Below are 17,685 nucleotides of genomic sequence, written 5' to 3'. Positions count from 1 at the left end.
AATGTTTTTACCATGTCACCTTCAACGATCTGTGCATGTTTTGATACTTCCATTCCTTTTGTTCCCCAGTTTACGACTTTCAAATCGGCACCGGCTAAGGATTTATTGCACTGAAAACTCAATTTCAACTTTTCCTTCACTTTGGCACAAACCGCAACAATCCAACTTCAGGATCTTGACCGTTGAGTTTCCCATCTCAAATTCTGTGTGTTGCAACTTGTAACATGCGAGTTGGTATAAAAAGCAAGGCATAAGCGCCAAAATTGATCTTTTTTCGTATTGTTATGCAGCCACGATCTCAATCAACACTTCATTCGGATTCACCGATTCTCCTTTCACTACATGCACGGCTTTGATGGTTCCAGCAATTGGTGCGGTAATTTCGGTCTCCATTTTCATCGCTTCGGTGACCAACATCGGTTGTCCGGCGGTGACTTTCTGACTGACTTTGACTAGCACGTCCAGAATATTACACGGCATGCTGACGACGACATCGCCTTCATTGGCAGGACGCGGACGTTTGCTGGCGATGTTGCTTTTGACGGCGCCTTGCGTGCCGCCGTCCAGCACGATTTCATCAAGCGTTTCGACGACGACTTCTTCCGGGACACCATCCACCATAAAATAGAAGTGCCGCACGGTTTCATTTTTAGGGCTGGTTCCAGTGACTTTTATGTGATAGGACTCGCCGTGCAGCGCCACATTAAATTCAGTAGGTGCTTTTTGTTCGCCACTAACTGCTGTTGATGTCGTTTCCAATGGTTCAGGTATTAGATGACCGGTAGAGCGGTGTTCCAGGAATTGTTTGCCGACTTCCGGAAACATTGCATAGCTCAGTACATCTTCATCATTGTGCGCCAGTTGGCCAATTTCCTGGCGCAACTGTTCAAATTCCGGTTTTAGAAGATCTGCGGGTCGACAGTCGATGATATCTTCCTTGCCGATCGCGCGTTTTTGCAAACTGGCATTCATCGGCGCTGGTGCTTTGCCGTAACCGCCTTGCAAATAACGCTTTACTTCATTGGTAATGGTGGAATAGCGTTTCCCGGTGAGTACATTAAGAGCCGCTTGCGTGCCGACAATCTGCGATGTCGGCGTGACCAAAGGTGGATAGCCCAAATCTTTTCGGACTCGGGGAATTTCTTCGTAGACTTGATTAATACGGTCCAGTGCGTTTTGTTCTTGCAATTGATTGGCTAAATTCGAAATCATCCCCCCAGGTACCTGAAACACATGAACCCTGGTATCAACACCAGTGAATTCGCTTTCAAAGCGGTGGTATTTCTTGCGGATCTTGACAAAATAATCGTTCACTTCTTGTAACTTTTGCAGATTCAGACCGGTATCATATTCCGTGCCTTGCAGGGCCATTACCATACTCTCGGTAGGCGGATGGCTGGTGCCGCCAGACCATGAGGACAATGCCGTGTCAATATGCTGGCAGCCGGCTTCGATGGCTTTCAATTGACACATTTCGGCAAGACCTGCCGTGGCGTGGCAGTGCAAATGGATGGGCAGATCGACCGCTTCTTTAATCGCGGTTACCAATTCATGGGTTCTATACGGCGTTAGTAGACCGGCCATATCTTTGATAGCAATCGAGTCACAGCCAAACTCGGCCAAATCTTTGGCCAGTAACACAAAGCTGTTGACATCATGCACCGGGCTGGTGGTATAGCAAATGGTGCCTTGCGCATGTTTACCGGATGCTTTGGCGGCTTCAATAGCGGTTTTAAGGTTGCGTACGTCGTTTAGCGCATCGAAAATACGAAAAACATCCATGCCGTTTGCAGCGGCCTTTTTAACAAAAGCCTGCACCACATCATCGGAATAATGACGGTAGCCGAGCAAATTCTGCCCGCGCAGCAACATTTGCAGGGGTGTATTGGGCAGGGCAGCTTTAAGCCTGCTTAAGCGCTCCCAGGGATCTTCCTTTAAAAAACGCAAACAGGCGTCAAACGTTGCGCCGCCCCAACATTCCAGCGACCAGTAACCGATGCTGTCGAGCATTTGACATGCCGGCAGCATATCTTCCGTACGTAATCGAGTCGCGATCAGGGATTGGTGCGCGTCGCGTAAAATGACATCAGTAATATGAACTTTTTGCATGAGTTTTCCTTGATTAATCAGTAGTAAGCTACTTACAGACCGGTATGCGAAGCCAATGCAGCGGCAATGACGCTAGCCAGCACTTCCGGTCGAGGCTTATCGGAGTAATTGATCAGAGAGGGATTTTGTTCCACAAAACCGGTATTGAATCGGGCTGTACGAAACTGCGGATGCTTAAGAATCTTTAAATAATACGGTATGGTCGTTTTGATGCCAAATAATCCCATATCGCGCAATGTGCGTTCTCCGCGCTTAATTACATCTTCCCAGGTGAGTGCACTGACAATGACCTTGGCGACCATGGAATCGTAAAAAGGCGGAATTTCATAGCCGGTGTAAATTGCTGTATCAGTACGAACGCCGGGGCCGCCGGGTGCGTAATAACGGGAAATGCGGCCGAAGCTGGGCAAGAAATTATTCTTTGGATCTTCGGCATTGATCCGGAATTGAATCGCATAACCTCGTCGGACAATCTCTTCCTGCTTGAAGCGTAGCGGCAAACCGGCCGCTACGCGAATTTGTTCTTCAACAATATCAACGCCGGTGATTGTTTCGGTGATGGTATGCTCGACTTGTACACGGGTATTCATTTCCATGAAATAAAACCGACCGCTGTCATCCAACAGAAACTCTACTGTGCCGGCATTGGTGTAACCGACCGATTTTGCGGCAATTACCGCGAGACCGCCAATATACTGACGCTGAGCTTCGTCCAGTTGTGGGGACGGCGCAATTTCAATCAGTTTTTGGTTGCGGCGCTGAATCGAACAATCCCGTTCGTAGAGATGTATCACATTGCCGTGATGGTCTGCAAGAATCTGAACTTCAATATGTTTTGGGTTGACGATGCATTTTTCTAGAAAAACATTGGCACTACCAAACGCCTTGGTGGCTTCGGAAATTACCCGGACGTAATTGCGTTTCAGCTCATCTGCGTTATCACAGCGCCTAATGCCGCGACCACCTCCACCAGAAGTTGCTTTCAACATGACCGGGTAACCAATCTGCGCAGCGAATTCCAGGGCTTCTTCTACTGACTGCAAATTACCGTCTGAACCGGGCGTAACCGGAATGCCTGCAGCTTTCATGGCGTTTCGGGCTTCGGTTTTATCGCCCATGCGGTGGATGACATCAGCATTTGGCCCAATGAAAATAAGTCCACGCTCTTTACATGCTCGAGCAAATTTCGCATTTTCAGAAAGAAATCCGTAACCTGGATGCACCGCATCACAACCAGTTGCCAGAGCCAAATCAACCAAGGCATGAATGTTCAGATAGCATGCCATTGGTTCGCTGCCGATGCAATAAGATTCATCCGCTTTCTTGATATGCAATGCGAAACGATCCGCTTCCGAATAAATAGCCACAGAGCGAATGCCCATTTCAGCACAGGCACGAATAATGCGAACAGCGATCTCGCCGCGATTGGCAATGAAAATTTTACGTAACATCATATTTGTACTTGGGATACTTTGAAGATCAATAATGCGCGTATTCTACCCGATCAATTCCGGTATTTTATTCGGCATTTAGTGTAAGCGATCGTTTTATACTGAGAAATGGAGCTGTAATGCTGGTATTCAATCGGTACATGCAGAATAGAAATACATAATAACAATGAATTATATATGGTTCTGGTTTAAATTGGTTGGTTTGACACTTATTCCGATTTCAAGTACTTTTCTTTTTAATTGACAGGAATACTTATTTTTCAAATGAATTTGATTTTTTTCAGAGGCTATAAATGAAACTAGAAACTATCGCTATTCATGGCGGCTATAGCCCGGATCCAACCACCAAAGCAGTGGCAGTTCCGATCTATCAGACAACGTCCTATGCCTTTGATGATACTCAGCACGGTGCCGATCTTTTCGACCTGAAGGTTACCGGCAACATTTATACGCGTATTATGAACCCGACCACTGCCGTGCTCGAGCAGCGCATGACTGAGCTTGAAGGGGGGATTGGTGGTCTTGGACTGGCCTCTGGTCAAGCGGCCCTTACCTATGCAATTTTAACGATTGCTGAGGCGGGTGACAATATCGTTTCGGTAGGTACACTTTATGGTGGTAGTTACAATCTGCTCGCACATACATTGCCGCAATATGGCATTGAAGCGCGATTTGCCGATTATCATGATCCGTCCAGCTTCCAGGCGCTGATCAACGATCGTACCAAGGCAGTTTATTGCGAATCCATTGGTAATCCGCTTGGCAATGTCGTAGATATTGCTGCGCTGGCTGAAGTGGCTCATGCAGGGGGCGTGCCTCTGATTGTGGATAATACGGTGCCGACGCCATACTTATGTCGCCCGTTTGAACACGGCGCTGATATCATCGTGCATTCGTTGACAAAGTACCTAGGAGGGCATGGCAATAGCATTGGTGGGGTGTTGATCGATTCTGGTAAATTCCCTTGGGCGGAACACAAGGAAAGGTTCAAGCGCCTTAATACTCCTGATGTTTCTTACCATGGTGTGATTTATACTGAAGCACTCGGTCCGGCAGCCTACATCGGCCGAGCGCGAGTCGTACCCCTGCGTAACATGGGCGCAGCAATTTCGCCATTTAACAGTTTTCTAATTCTGCAAGGTATCGAGACGTTGGCCGTACGTATGGATCGTATTTGTGAAAATACCTTGGCAATCGCGCAATATCTTAAGGCTCACCCAAGGGTGAATTGGGTCAAGTATGCCGGGTTGCCGGATCACCCCGAACATGCGTTAACACAACGATACATGGGCGGACGTGCTTCCGGTATCCTGACCTTTGGTGTTCAGGGCGGCATCACCGGTGGCACGCGCTTCCAGGATGCACTCAAACTCATTACCCGTCTTGTGAATATCGGTGATGCCAAGTCGCTTGCTTGTCATCCGGCTAGCACGACGCATCGTCAGTTAAATCCGGAAGAAATGAAAAAAGCTGGAGTATCGGAAGATATGGTTCGTCTGTCTATCGGACTAGAGCATATCGATGACTTGAAAGCCGATCTGGAGCAGGCACTGGAGGCAGTTTGATTTTCTCCTCCAGAGAATCTCGATTCTGTTTATTTAAACGACTCAAAGATGGGGTGCGCCAACTGCATATCCTCGCTACTCGTAACCTTGTTGATTAATATGTCGGATCGTACAATTTTATTCGTTGCTTTGAGTCTATGTGCGGTCGTCTCCAATTTATGGCGACATGATTGAAATCACTCTTCTTACAACTACAGCATATCCCCATCAACATAAAGCCATATCCCATCTTCGCGCACAAACCTGCTGATTTCGTGGAGCCTGTGAGCTCGTCCATTAATTTTGTAACGAGCGATAAATTCAATGGTGGAGTAATTTTCAGAAGATTGTATATGGCGTTTGATTGTCAATCCTAGCCATTTGTTGGGCGGTTGATCGGTCAATCCTAGGGAAGTGGGCCGCGTATCAGGGTGCCACGTTGCCAGCAGGTAGTTTTCATAATTCAATGTGTACGCTGTGTAACGTGAACGCATCAGATCTTCTGCAGTGGTGGCTATTTCGTCCAGATTAAGGTATCGGTTGCAGCAATCAGCATATTGTTTGTTGTTGCCACAAGGACAAAGGTTGTATAACGTTTTTAAATGGGTGATTCTCGTATTCATATACAATCTGGTTTGTTCGTTAATGTAATTTATCACAGTCCTCATGAATATTGCTTCGGCTCATCTAATGAACGCTTCACTGCGACGTATCGCGCATTTGGACATGGACGCTTTTTATGCCTCGGTTGAGCTGTTGCGTTACCCCGAGTTGCAGGGCTTGCCGGTTGTGATCGGTGGACGGGGCGAGCATCAACCGGTGGTGCGAGCAGATGGCAGAAGGCATTTTTTTCGCTTGCGTGAGTATACGGGGCGTGGTGTCATTACGACCGCTACGTATGAGGCGCGTGCTTTGGGAGTCCATTCTGCCATGGGTGTCATGAAAGCCGCACAACTGGCGCCGGATGCAATTCTGCTGCCAGTAGATTTTGCTATATACCGACATTATTCGCGCCTGTTCAAAGCCGCTGTATCGAGTATTACTCCACAAATTGAGGATTCTGGTATTGATGAAATCTACCTCGATCTGAGTGACTTGCCGGATGAATTATTGCCACTTGCAAAACGCATCAAAAAGGCGGTCAAGGATGCTACCGGACTTTCTTGTTCGATTGGTATCACACCGAATAAATTGTTATCTAAAATTTGTTCAGATTTGGAAAAGCCCGATGGATTGATCATTCTCGAGATATCTGACATCCCAAAGCGAATTTGGCCGTTACCAGTGCACAAAATCAATGGTATTGGTCCTAAGGCGGCCAAGAAACTGGCGTCACTGGGTATTACAACGATTGCCGAATTGGCGCAGGCGGAATTGAGTCTTCTTCGTTTTCACTTTGGACGCAGTTATTCAATTTGGTTATATGAGGCATCGCGTGGCATCGATCAGCGCCCAGTCATTAACGATGCAAAACCTAAGTCTATCAGCCGGGAAACCACATTTGAACGCGATTTGCATCCACGGCAGGATCGTTCTGATTTATCTGAAGCATTCACTGCATTGTGTATTCAAGTTGCCGATGATCTTAAATGCAAAGGTTACGTTGGCCGTACCGTCAGTATCAAGCTGCGCTTCGAAGATTTCCTTACTCTTACACGCGATTGTTCATTGACCATTTATACCTGTGATCCAGTTTTGATACGTCGTGCAGCCGGAGAATGTTTACGGCGAGTTTCATTGAAGAAAAGAATCAGATTACTTGGCATAAAAATCACTACGCTTTGTTCCGTTAACGCTGCTTATGGAAACGAATCTAGACAGAGAGAATTACCGCTGGTGCCATGAAGCATTGTAAATCTCAGCGGGTAGATAATCCAATCAAGTCCAGTTTGCATTATTATCTCATTGCTTTAAAAAGCTCATTGATTAATACCTGCCAGCGTAAGCTAGTCAAGCAAAGCGTTTTACCTGACATTTAGATTAAACATTACAGTTAAAAATAAAAATTTAAAAGGATATCGTTATGCTTGATCGCGCTAATTTTTGTCGAATAGCGCCTTTCGGTGCTTATGTTTTTTTTATGGTGCTGGAAGATGTGCTGTTGAAATTTGGTTGGGAAGCTAATGACTTACGTTTGCTCTATGCGGTAAAGATAGCGGTTGTGGTTGGGCTGCTTTGGGCGATGCGAGGCGCTTATAGCGAATTGCGTTGGCCAATTGGCAGCAGTTTCCGCACCTGGGCAACTGCAATGACCGCGGGTATCGTGGTTTTTGTTGCCTGGATAAATTTGACCGTAGATTGGATGGTTATGGGAGAATCCGTTGGATTTGATCCGCGCAATAATGATGATATTGATTGGTTTCTGGTAACCATAAGACTGATTGGCGCGGCTTTGGTGGTTCCCGTAATGGAAGAATTATTCTGGCGATCATTCCTGATGCGCTGGCTTGATCACCCAAATTTTCTTGCGGTTAATCCCGCGCAGGTCGGATTAAAAGCTTTTTGCATCACTGCAGCACTATTTGCAATTGCACACAGCTTATGGTTAGCCGGATTGTTTGCTGGCATTGTCTACAATTTACTCTATATGCGTAGCAGAACGCTATGGTCCCCCATTCTTGCGCATGCAACAACCAATGGAGTATTAGGTGTATGGATTATTTATACAGAAAACTGGGGGTTCTGGTAAATGAATTCGAGAATGATGTTTTTTTATCATCGTTAAATTTCGTTTTCTGGGTGCTCAACTATCTCCTGGTAAATCAGGTGTCTTAACGCGAACACCTGATCTGGTTTCATTTCAGTAAACTCAAGTCCTAAAGAGATTATTTTCTGATCTTTTCTATTGTTCTTTTTAGCCGGTTTGATGATGGCCTTGATAGATAGTGGTATTTCCTTGTCATCTACTGAGATGGTAAAGGATAGGGTGACAACTGAACCCGGCGTTCCTAAAGGAAGTGTCGAATTGATTCCAGCACCATAAATGCTAAGGTCCATAATATTGATCGGAATAGATTCCTCGGAGATGGTCGCTTGATAATTACATTTAATTCTTCGTGATTTTCGAAAGCTTTGTCCTTGTATATTTTGCGGGAAAGACAAATGCAAAAATTTAAACGGTACTTTTATAATCTTGTCGACATAAGCAGAAAATTTATAGGCATTTTGTCCGGCAATTAAGCGTACGTTGATCTGATCTCCTTCAACGAAAGGCGCTCCAGCTAACTGACCGGATGCTGGCATAGTTACAATTAAAGTGCTGTCTGGCACATAACCGATCATTGATGTTGCGAATGAATTACTTGAGTCGCCATGTTTCTGGGCATATGCGGCTAAAGTCAAATACATTTTATGGCCCACTTTGAGGTGCATGTCTTCAAAACGGATTTTTTCTGTTGAATCATTAGCAGATTCAGTTCGCTTGAGTTCTGGCTTTTGTATGCGAAAGATTGGTGTCTCTTCCAGTTGCTTTACTTCATCCATGGTTTTGAAAACATATCCGCGTTGTTGTATTTGCTGGTGTGCTTGGTCGAATAAATCCCACGGAAGAGGTCTGCCAATGGTTATTTCCGCTGCTTGTACAGGTATTAAATTCATAATTTAATAATATTTTAAGATAAATTGTTCTTGGTTTGGTTATTCAGTAAGTCGCTAATTCGCAATGAGGAAAGTTAATTTAACAGCCGCTATCAGATATTTCTTAACGGTGCTAATAATTAAAAACTTTAACGATATCAGCCTTATTTTCAGACTGGGGAGCTGGCAAGAATAACATCTTGAGTATTTAATTATTATTAATAGCTTAAAAGTTTACGGAGATCAAAAATACCTCGAAAAAAGTATGCTGATTTGAATGGCTAAGCTACAACTTTTGCTGTATTGTTTTTCAATAAAGTAAATATCTATGGAGTTCGCGTTGACCCTTTACGTTATTCGGTGTTAGAGTTCTATCCATGTGGAGACTAGGGTTTTTGGTTCTTGTTTGTGTTTGTATTTTTGTATAAACATTTTTAAAGGGGGAGTTGATGGAACATAAAACGATCAATAAAAACCAGATGTTTCATGCCATGGCGGGAGGGTTGTTGCTAATTGGCATGAGTGCATCTGGTGTTTATGCCAGCAGTGTGACAAACAGCAACAACTTCATGGATGCACTGAAAAGTACTGGCATCACGGCTGGTGGCTGGGTTCATGGCGGTGCAACATTTAATCCAAGCCAAACTCATGGTTTCAATGGCCCGGTCACTTTTTCTGACCAGGCGAATAGGTTTCAGCTAAATCAGTTAAATTTCTTTCTGGAGCGCGCAGTAAAAACAGAAGGCACAGGCTGGGACGTTGGCTTTAGAGCTGATTTCTTATTTGGTACTGATGCAATTTTTACTCAGGCCTATGGTAATCCGGCATTTGATGTGCACGACGGAAGGCCTTTGGCGGATCGGGGTAATTGGGATCTGGATATATGTTGTCATTCCAGCCGAACCTATGGCATTGCAATCCCGCAGGCTTATGCAGAAATCTATGCGCCTGTTGGTAATGGACTGAATGTTAAGGTAGGTCATTTTTATACTCCGATAGGTTTTGAATCGGTTCCTGCTCCAAATAATTTCTTTTATTCTCATGCTTATACCATGCAGTATGGGGAGCCTTTCACACATACCGGCGTACTGGGTAATTACACGGTGAATAAGAATTTTACCGTTATGGCAGGTACAATTGGTGGTAGCGGAACGGGTGGTTGGGACGGAAATTTTGACAAGCAGATGGAAAATTGGGGCGGCATTGGTGGTGTTACCTGGACTAGCGATGATAGTAATACCTCACTCAATGTCAGTGGTACGGGCAGCACGGCATCAACCCGTAACAGTAGTTTCTGGGGTATGTATAGCATTGTCCTGCAGCACAAATTCACAGACAGAACGCATTTAATATTGCAGCATGATCACGGTTTTGCTGATAACGTAATGCTCTTCAATAATGTTTATAATGGCGTTATCAAGGATGCGGAATGGTATGGTGTCAACTCGCATTTTTACTATGATGTAACTCCTGATTTTTCTGTGGGTGTACGTGCAGAATGGTTTCGCGATCGTGATGGCTTCCGCGTTTTTTCGCCAGGCAGGGTAACTGCGGCAACCAACCATCTTGGAAATAGCTATGCGAGTAACATTGGATTACTGGGTACTAGCACACCTGCAGATTATTATGCTGTAACTATCGGTGCTAACTGGAAGGCGCTTAGAACGCTTAAAATGGGTTGGCAAGGAATGAAAAATTTGAATATCCGTCCGAATATCCGGTATGACCGTGTTGATGCATTACATGAGTCTCTCCAAGCTTCTGCTTATAGACCTTTCGGTGGTAATAAGGATCAGATTCTCTTTTCGCTGGATGCAATATTACCTTTCTAATATGCAATAATGAATTATGAATGAATTATCACAAAATGCGCTTTCGAGCGCATTTTTTTATTCTGCTCTGATCGATTTGCTGTACTGCCGTAATGCTAGCAACAAATCATTGATGTCGTCCGGAGCAGTGATTTCCCACTGATTAAATTGTTCAGTCCGCGGATGGATCAATGCAAGTTTTTGAGCATGCAGTGCTTGTCTGGGAAAATTAATCAATATTTGTGCGATTGCTTGCGCTGTTTTTCCGGGTTTTCCGCCATAGACAGGATCACCAACTAATGCATGCCCGATATTGCTTAAATGCACCCGGATTTGGTGCGTGCGGCCGGTTTCAAGGCTGCATTCAAGCAATGTGCAGCCCTCAAAGTTTTCGATGACTTGATAGTTCGTGCGCGCGGGTTTTCCTTTGGAAGTAACGGTCATTTTCGTGCGATGAATCGGATGACGACCAATGGGTGCATCGATGCTACCCGCTTGTTTGATTTCTCCTAAAACCAATGCCAGATATACGCGTTTTACAGTGCGTTGTTGTAGTTGGCGCACAAGGCTTGTTTGTGCTGCAATAGTTTTTGCAACAGCCAATAACCCAGTTGTGTTTTTATCCAGGCGATGAACAATGCCGGCGCGCGGTACATTTTTCAATTCTGGAACATGATGTAATAACGCATTAAGTAACGTTCCTTGCCAGTTGCCATTGCCTGGATGAGTCACCAGTCCGGCGGGTTTGTTGATAATAATGAGTGTATCGTCTTCTTCAATGATGTTTAAATGGATAGCTTCTGCTGTATAGGGTGATTCAGATGCGCTGTTCAGAGGGAAAATTTCGATATGCTCGTTTCCCCATACAAGCTGTTTCACAGTAGTTATCTGACCATTCAAAAGCACCCTATTTTCAGCGATCCAAATTTGTAGGCGACTGCGCGACCAATTTGGTAAAAGCTTTGCTAGAGCTCGATCAAGGCGCAAACCTTCATATTCAACCGGGATCGTTAAGTGGATAGCATTCGATATTGATTCGTCGCTTACTGCCGCCTGAGGCTTTACGCTATAATTGCCCGTTGTGTCTTTGTTTTTTACGGAATTTATCATGCTACATATTTTAGCTTTTATTCTGGTTTTAGGGTTGTCAGCCTGCGGTTTATTGCCAGACCGTACTGATGATCAGGAGGATTGGTCTGCCAATAAGTTCTATTCGGAAGCAAAAGAAAAATTGAATGATGGTAGTTATGCTGCGGCTATTAAGCTCTATGAAACTTTAGAGTCGCGTTATCCTTATGGCAGGATTGCTCAGCAAGCTCAACTTGAAATTGCCTATGCGCATTATAAAAATGATGAGCCCGCTTCGGCAATTGCAGCGGCTGATCGATTTATTAAATTGCATCCTAATCATGTGAATGTAGATTATGCATATTATATCAAAGGATTGGCGAATTTTAATGAAGGTTGGGGTATGCTGGATTTCTTGCTGAAAGGTCCATTTAAGCAGGATATGAGCGAGCGTGACCCAAAAGCTTCGTATGAATCATTTGAAATTTTTAAAGAATTGGTTTCCCGTTTTCCGGAAAGTAAATATGCTGCAGACTCCCGGCAGCGCATGGCATATTTACTTAATTCACTTGCTATGGGCGAAATTCATACTGCACGATATTACATGAAACGCAAGGCCTATATTGCTGCTGCTAACCGGGCACAGAATGCAGTCAAGGAATATCCCCCGACTCCAGCAACGGAAGAGGCATTATATATAATGATCAGGGCTTATGAGGCACTTGAAATGTATGATTTAAGGGACGATGCGGAACGTGTGATGCGAATTAATTTCCCTAATAGCATTTTTCTTGCGGAATTGCCTGAAGTGGGCGCTAAAGCATGGTGGGAGTTTTGGAAAAATTGAAAGATCCTGAATAATGTGGGGTCATTCACACATGATTTTTCAGATGCACGGCCAATACATCGCATTCCGCATGATATATTACCCCCTTCGCTGTGGAACCCATTAATACAGCAAGACCGTGCCGCCCGTGCGAACCAACAACAATTAAATCAATATCTTCTTTTACAGCAAGCCGAGTGATTTCTTGCTCCGTTTCTCCCCATACCATCCAACAGCGCTCTAACACAATGTTCAGTTCATTACCAATTTGGATCAGATTTTTTTTCTCAGTTTCAAGCAGATCATATGATGAATTTTCGTTCAGAGGTATAACTGTTCCGTAAGGTGTGTCGGGCATAGGAATATTATCTAATACATGAATAATGTGGAGCTGTGCACTAAACAGTTCCGCCATCGATTTCGCCTTAGATGCAACAAGGTGATCGAATTCTGAGAAATCAACAGCGAGTAAAATGTTCTGATAATTGTTCATGTGAAGTATTTTCGATTATGGTGATAAGCAAGATAAATGTAAACCTACAACAGGATGTCACTTTATCATATCCATACCGAACTTTATCTGTGTGTCGAGAGCTATCTATCTTCGAGCCCGCGTAAGTATCTCGATAGAAAAGTATTAACGCGTTGCTCATATGCTCTGCCGGCATAAGTATGCATATTGAAGTGTCTTGCACCTGGCACAATCCATAAATCCTTGGGGGTTCTAGCAGCATCAAAAAGTCTTTCGGTTTCCGATTGAGTGGTATGCATATCATCGGTTCCCGAAATAAACAGTACCGGTGAGCTAAGGTCGTTAATTCGAGCAATTGGACTTAAAGCATCCAGGGTGGTATCTAGATAAGAAGTTAATTGCCATAGCATTAGTGGTAAGAGTAGCAATCCATGATCTCCAAAATGCAGTTTCAAGCGGTTTTCAACAGCTTCTTCAATGGTGGGGTGAAGCGACTCAAGAATCACGGCATTCAATCTCAGATCTTGCTTAGCCAGCACTATCGCCGCGGCACCCAAAGAAGTGCCGATTGCACCTATCCGCTCGGTAGGAAAAATTTTTCGCAAGAAAGCGACTGCCGCTTCTACATTTTCAGATTCGCGCAAGCCAAAAGTAATGTTATCTCCGGCAGTTTCTCCATGTGCCTGCAGATCAATGAACAAGACACTATAACCCTGGTTCTTTAGAAAACGAGCCCGACTCAGCATTTCAAGCCGGTTGCTGCGCATCGAATGGACAAGTAATACCACACCATTACCTAGTTTTCCATAAACTAACCAGCCGTGCACAGTCGGCCCTTTCATGGCAGGAATCTGTACCGCCTCAACTGGAAAGTCTGTAGTTAATGTTCCTACAGCGGTTGGTGCTGATGAGATTAGAACCGTACCTATAACAAAGATACTGAGCATCATTGATAACGTTAAAACCAAAATCAGAAAGAGAGGTTTGTACAGCATGATTCCTGGCATTTAATTTCATTCATGATAATTGATCCTAGAAGCGGTTTTTAGCGGCATCGAGAGCTATTTTTTGCAGATTAACATCTTTCCGGTTTTCGTTCTCCAGGAAAAAGATTGCTGAGTATTTCCTAAGCTGCTTAATCATGATTCTCATAATAATAATCAGAATTTGTTGCTTAACATTTTATAAGAAGTGACCTGATCCAGCAGCAACGCAGATAGTTTTTCAACGGCTTGCTAGAGAGAATGTATTAAATATCTAAATGTAACCAGGGTCAGTTGATCTGCATATGGTATAGTTTCAATGAGAAGAAATAATTGATTTTATTAGTAATTTTCTGATGCTTCAAACTGATGTGCCAACATTTTTTAGGATACAAGGTTAAACGGGTAACCGATATCATGAGGGAAATTTCAGCAGCTTGATATGAGCAAAGTTCAGGCATTCAGCAAGAAAACTAAGCTTTGACACAGATGGACAAAGTTACCCAGGAATATGCGGCACGGCTCGAGGAAGCGGCGGCGTCAGCTTGAATGATCAAACTCAAGTTTTAACTCAGGCAGTGTCAGTTAATCGCTGATTGTTGATACCGGAATTATCAAAATCGGCATGTTCAGACGCGTTGATCTGGTAAACTCCCGTAGAGGCTGGAATCTGGATATATCTATCAGCAGTTGCGATATGGCCGCTGCCGGCTTGTGCAACCGCATACTAAAGCGGGCTCTTGCATTGGAACTTGGCAGGTAAGCAAAAAATATTAAAGTATTGTTAGCTATGTTAGTTAGGAAGTTAGATTTCTGACTATCTTTGATTCGCCAGTATGCGCGAAATATTTTGTTTGAGTGTATCTGGGTAGAAGGGTTTTACTATAAAACCTGCAGCTCCTGCGCTAGTAGCTTGTATAAATAATTCACGACTGGCGAATGCTGTAATTATCACGACCTTTGTTGCATTGTTTTGATTCTGGATAATTCTTAAGGATTCTAAGCCATTCATCGTCGGCATTTCAAAATCTAGGCATGCAAGGTCAGGTTTATGTTCTGCAACCAATTCGGTGGCTTGCATGCCATCATAAGTTTCCCCGACTACTTCAATTCCCATTTGTGTCAGAATTGTTATCAGCAGTCGCCGCACTGTGCGGCTATCATCCGCAACAACTGCCTTTGCGTGATAAGTAATATTATCTTCAAAGAAACTATACTTCTGGTTCAGGACCATTAACTGTTCTTTTGCATGGATTACTTCTTGCAATCCATCAAAGATTTTCTTCTGAGAAAATGGTTTGTAAATAAATCCATCGACTCCCAACATGGCTGCAATATGTTTCAACATGGTGTCATCGCTGCCGGTAATCATTACCACGAGAATGTCTGGATACGCAGCACGAATCTCTCCCAAAAGATGCATGCCATCTTTGTTAGGTAATAAGTGATCAAGACAGATGAGATCTGGATTTAACAGCGCAATTGAGGAAAGAAGTTTTTCACCGCTATTAAGTTCTCCTACAACTACGTATTCATCGCTGTTCAGCATTGCGCGTAGTGTGGCGCGAATACACACACAATCGTCCACAATGAGGATTCGCATTCTTTTAGATAATTGGGTCACGACGGTGATGATATATACATGAAGAAGCGTATCCCAATTCTATGTGAGGAGGTAAAGTTACCACTGAAGTATTTCGTCTAAATAACTAAGAAATCGAATCATTTCTCATTTATATTTTTATCAATCACAAACACATAATACGGCAAAATTAAGAAAGAAATTAGCAAATTTACATTTTGTATTGTAGGATTATTCTTGTATTATTGGAAGCAGTTACAGCTGATTTCTAAGAGAGATATACCGCGGGAGCCATTGAGTGGAGGAGGCACAGGGGCCATATTCGTGCGTTGATTATCTTCACGGCAATCCTGCGTACACATGTGTCGATTGCATACATAGTTTGCCGGATGCTAAAGTCAGATCAAGTCGAAGCTCCTGTAGATGAATGACCAAGCAACAAGTAATAATGAAAGATCTGAGTTTATTATGGTGGTGGACGCCAAGGCGCGATATCGCGTTCAGTTATCAATCGATGTTTGCTGATACTGAAATTATCAAAATCGGCTTGTTCAAACGCGTTAATCTGATATACCCCGGAAGAGACGTGGATCTTGATATATCCATCAGTAACTGCGATATGGCCACTGCCGTTTTTGTACAGTTGTATACTAAAACGAGTTCCAAAATCCTTAATGATGGCATCGCCGACTTTTACTTCAAGCTGATTGGCAGCATTTTTCTGAATGTCAAAATAAACATTTCCCTTGAATAACTCTGCCTGTAGGGGTCGTCCTTCTTTTACCGCCACAGAACTAAGCATATCCAGTGCCATGTCGATACCAGGCGCTATTGACGTGGCCAGCAGTTGTTCTGATTTTGTTTCATAAAAGCGGATACTGTGCGGTTTGCCAAAATACCAAGTCATCAGACCTAGCAATACACAAAACCCCATAATGAGGCAGTGTACTAAAAAACGGCGCCAACTGAAAACAAAATTAAATGGTTGTATTACGGGTGGTTCAGGTTCCTGCATTTTTTGCCTAATAATAAAGAATGAAAGCAGGAATTATATACTGTTGATAGAAATTTTTTTAATCTGTGATTTGAACAAACTAACTTGCTTGCGTTTCTGTGAGATAAACTGATATATCAACTGTAACGGCTAAAATTGCGGAGAAAAAATGTTTAATTCTTCAATACTTGAGATTGCTATTGGTATGGTGCTTCTTTTCGTGCTGATTAGTCTGTTGTGTTCCACGATCAATGAAATGGTTGCACAATTCTTGCGCATGCGGGCGAAAAATCTTGAGATAGGGTTGTCAAACCTGCTGCAGTCGGGAAAAGAAAACAAACTGGTCAATGATCTCTATGGTCATCCGTTGATAAACGGGCTTTCAAAAACAGGACAGAAACCATCTTATATCCCACCCAAGAATTTTACCTTGGCACTGTTAGATGTCATGTCCGGTAATATAGGGAAGCTTCCAACTGACAATAAACTATTAATAGAGGCGATCGAGAAACAGGGTCAGTTTGCTCAAACTGAAGCAGGGAAATCGATCATTCTTCTGTTGCATGAGGCAGGGGATAATGCCGATAAGGCGCGCAGGAATCTGGAAGGCTGGTACAACAATGCGATGGATAGAGTTGGCGGTTGGTATAAACAGAAAATACAAGTCATTATTTTTATGATTGCTTTCATTATATGTGCAACTCTGAACATTGATGCGATAAAAATTTCCCAGACACTTTGGACCGATATTGCGCTCAGGCAAATACTGGTAGAGGCTGCTTCATCATCGGATATTGCTCGTTTGATGCCGCAACCAGCCGAATCAGAATCGATGTCAGTTGGGAATGGTGCAGTCTCGGTGCAACCAAGTGAGCAAACGCCCACTGATGATTCAATCAAAGGCTTGACACAATCCATTCAGAGTGCCGGATCATTGGTTGAGCAAATCAAAGCACTACATCTGCCAATTGGCTGGAAGTTACTCGATGGTAAAGAAGAGAAATGGATTTTTGAAAAATACGACACCATGAACTGGTTCATAAAAATTATGGGAATTCTGATCACGACTTTTGCCGCTTCACTTGGTGCACCTTTCTGGTTTCAGTTGCTGAATAAGATTGTTGATCTTCGTGCTGCAGGTAAGCAGCCCGATAAATCCGGAGTGTAATGACAGGGCATGTGAATTATCTGCAGGCGAGTTAAAGAAAGGCAGCGTATGCAATAATCGCTGTTGTCCAGATCCATTTCCAATGTAGGCGATAAAAGCAA

The 17,685-nt window shown here is 43.6% G+C and carries 15 protein-coding genes; 6 read left to right on the top strand and 9 right to left on the bottom strand.

What is annotated here, in order from left to right; genetic code table 11:
* Positions 1–282 precede the first annotated feature (282 nt).
* Both oadA and C7H79_RS14635 read right to left on the bottom strand, forming a co-directional pair.
* Positions 283–2,109 carry a sodium-extruding oxaloacetate decarboxylase subunit alpha gene (gene oadA, locus C7H79_RS14640; RefSeq protein WP_106708021.1) on the bottom strand — a complete coding sequence of 609 codons (1,827 nt, stop codon included), beginning with the start codon at positions 2,107–2,109 and terminating at the stop codon, positions 283–285.
* Positions 2,110–2,141: 32 nt separating this feature from the next.
* Positions 2,142–3,560, bottom strand: coding sequence for an acetyl-CoA carboxylase biotin carboxylase subunit (locus C7H79_RS14635; RefSeq protein WP_106708020.1), 1,419 nt, complete (start codon positions 3,558–3,560; stop codon positions 2,142–2,144).
* Between the two features lie 293 nt (positions 3,561–3,853).
* On the opposite strand from C7H79_RS14635, the gene C7H79_RS14630 reads away from it, so the two are divergent.
* Positions 3,854–5,125 carry a bifunctional O-acetylhomoserine aminocarboxypropyltransferase/cysteine synthase gene (locus C7H79_RS14630; protein ID WP_106708019.1) on the top strand — a complete coding sequence of 424 codons (1,272 nt, stop codon included), beginning with the start codon at positions 3,854–3,856 and terminating at the stop codon, positions 5,123–5,125.
* Between the two features lie 191 nt (positions 5,126–5,316).
* On the opposite strand, the gene C7H79_RS14625 is transcribed toward C7H79_RS14630, so the two are convergent.
* Complete coding sequence (locus tag C7H79_RS14625) at positions 5,317–5,727, bottom strand: YchJ family protein (protein WP_106708024.1); 411 nt, start codon at positions 5,725–5,727, stop codon at positions 5,317–5,319.
* Positions 5,728–5,770: 43 nt separating this feature from the next.
* On the opposite strand from C7H79_RS14625, the gene C7H79_RS14620 reads away from it, so the two are divergent.
* Both C7H79_RS14620 and C7H79_RS14615 read left to right on the top strand, forming a co-directional pair.
* Positions 5,771–6,949 carry a DNA polymerase Y family protein gene (locus C7H79_RS14620; RefSeq protein ID WP_242447320.1) on the top strand — a complete coding sequence of 393 codons (1,179 nt, stop codon included), beginning with the start codon at positions 5,771–5,773 and terminating at the stop codon, positions 6,947–6,949.
* 178 nt (positions 6,950–7,127) lie between these two features.
* The gene (locus C7H79_RS14615) at positions 7,128–7,793 is read left to right on the top strand and encodes a CAAX prenyl protease-related protein (protein ID WP_106708018.1); all 666 of its coding nucleotides are present in this window, start codon (positions 7,128–7,130) and stop codon (positions 7,791–7,793) included.
* A 32-nt stretch (positions 7,794–7,825) separates the two neighbouring features.
* On the opposite strand, the gene C7H79_RS14610 is transcribed toward C7H79_RS14615, so the two are convergent.
* Complete coding sequence (locus C7H79_RS14610; protein WP_106708017.1) at positions 7,826–8,701, bottom strand: flagellar brake domain-containing protein; 876 nt, start codon at positions 8,699–8,701, stop codon at positions 7,826–7,828.
* Positions 8,702–9,129: 428 nt separating this feature from the next.
* On the opposite strand from C7H79_RS14610, the gene C7H79_RS14605 reads away from it, so the two are divergent.
* Positions 9,130–10,512: a porin gene (locus C7H79_RS14605; protein WP_106708016.1), complete on the top strand. Its 1,383-nt coding sequence runs from the start codon at positions 9,130–9,132 to the stop codon at positions 10,510–10,512.
* Positions 10,513–10,569: 57 nt separating this feature from the next.
* Here the strand turns inward: C7H79_RS14605 and rluD are convergent, their stop codons facing one another.
* Positions 10,570–11,601, bottom strand: coding sequence for a 23S rRNA pseudouridine(1911/1915/1917) synthase RluD (gene rluD, locus C7H79_RS14600; RefSeq protein WP_106708015.1), 1,032 nt, complete (start codon positions 11,599–11,601; stop codon positions 10,570–10,572).
* On the opposite strand from rluD, the gene C7H79_RS14595 reads away from it, so the two are divergent.
* A complete protein-coding gene (locus tag C7H79_RS14595; RefSeq protein ID WP_106708014.1) occupies positions 11,600–12,406 on the top strand; it encodes an outer membrane protein assembly factor BamD in 807 nt (268 codons plus the stop codon). The two genes, rluD and C7H79_RS14595, sit on opposite strands and share 2 nt — an antisense overlap.
* A gap of 25 nt (positions 12,407–12,431) precedes the next feature.
* Here C7H79_RS14595 and C7H79_RS14590 read toward each other — a convergent pair whose 3' ends face one another.
* The 4 genes from C7H79_RS14590 to C7H79_RS14575 form a co-directional block, all read right to left on the bottom strand.
* Complete coding sequence (locus tag C7H79_RS14590; protein ID WP_106708013.1) at positions 12,432–12,878, bottom strand: universal stress protein; 447 nt, start codon at positions 12,876–12,878, stop codon at positions 12,432–12,434.
* Between the two features lie 101 nt (positions 12,879–12,979).
* The gene (locus C7H79_RS14585) at positions 12,980–13,852 is read right to left on the bottom strand and encodes an alpha/beta hydrolase (RefSeq protein ID WP_106708022.1); all 873 of its coding nucleotides are present in this window, start codon (positions 13,850–13,852) and stop codon (positions 12,980–12,982) included.
* Positions 13,853–14,657: 805 nt separating this feature from the next.
* Positions 14,658–15,464, bottom strand: coding sequence for a response regulator (locus C7H79_RS14580; RefSeq protein WP_106708012.1), 807 nt, complete (start codon positions 15,462–15,464; stop codon positions 14,658–14,660).
* 424 nt (positions 15,465–15,888) lie between these two features.
* On the bottom strand, positions 15,889–16,437 hold the full coding sequence (locus C7H79_RS14575) for a FecR domain-containing protein (RefSeq protein WP_106708011.1): 549 nt from the start codon (positions 16,435–16,437) through the stop codon (positions 15,889–15,891).
* Positions 16,438–16,585: 148 nt separating this feature from the next.
* Here C7H79_RS14575 and C7H79_RS14570 point away from each other — a divergent pair, with 148 nt between their 5' ends.
* A complete protein-coding gene (locus C7H79_RS14570; RefSeq protein WP_106708010.1) occupies positions 16,586–17,584 on the top strand; it encodes a hypothetical protein in 999 nt (332 codons plus the stop codon).
* Positions 17,585–17,685: the final 101 nt, after the last annotated feature.

Origin of the sequence: Nitrosomonas supralitoralis (assembly GCF_003011925.2) — a bacterium.
GTDB classification, from domain to species: domain Bacteria; phylum Pseudomonadota; class Gammaproteobacteria; order Burkholderiales; family Nitrosomonadaceae; genus Nitrosomonas; species Nitrosomonas supralitoralis.
Note: the sequence above shows the minus strand (reverse complement) of the source record. Positions and strands in the feature narration are given on the sequence as shown.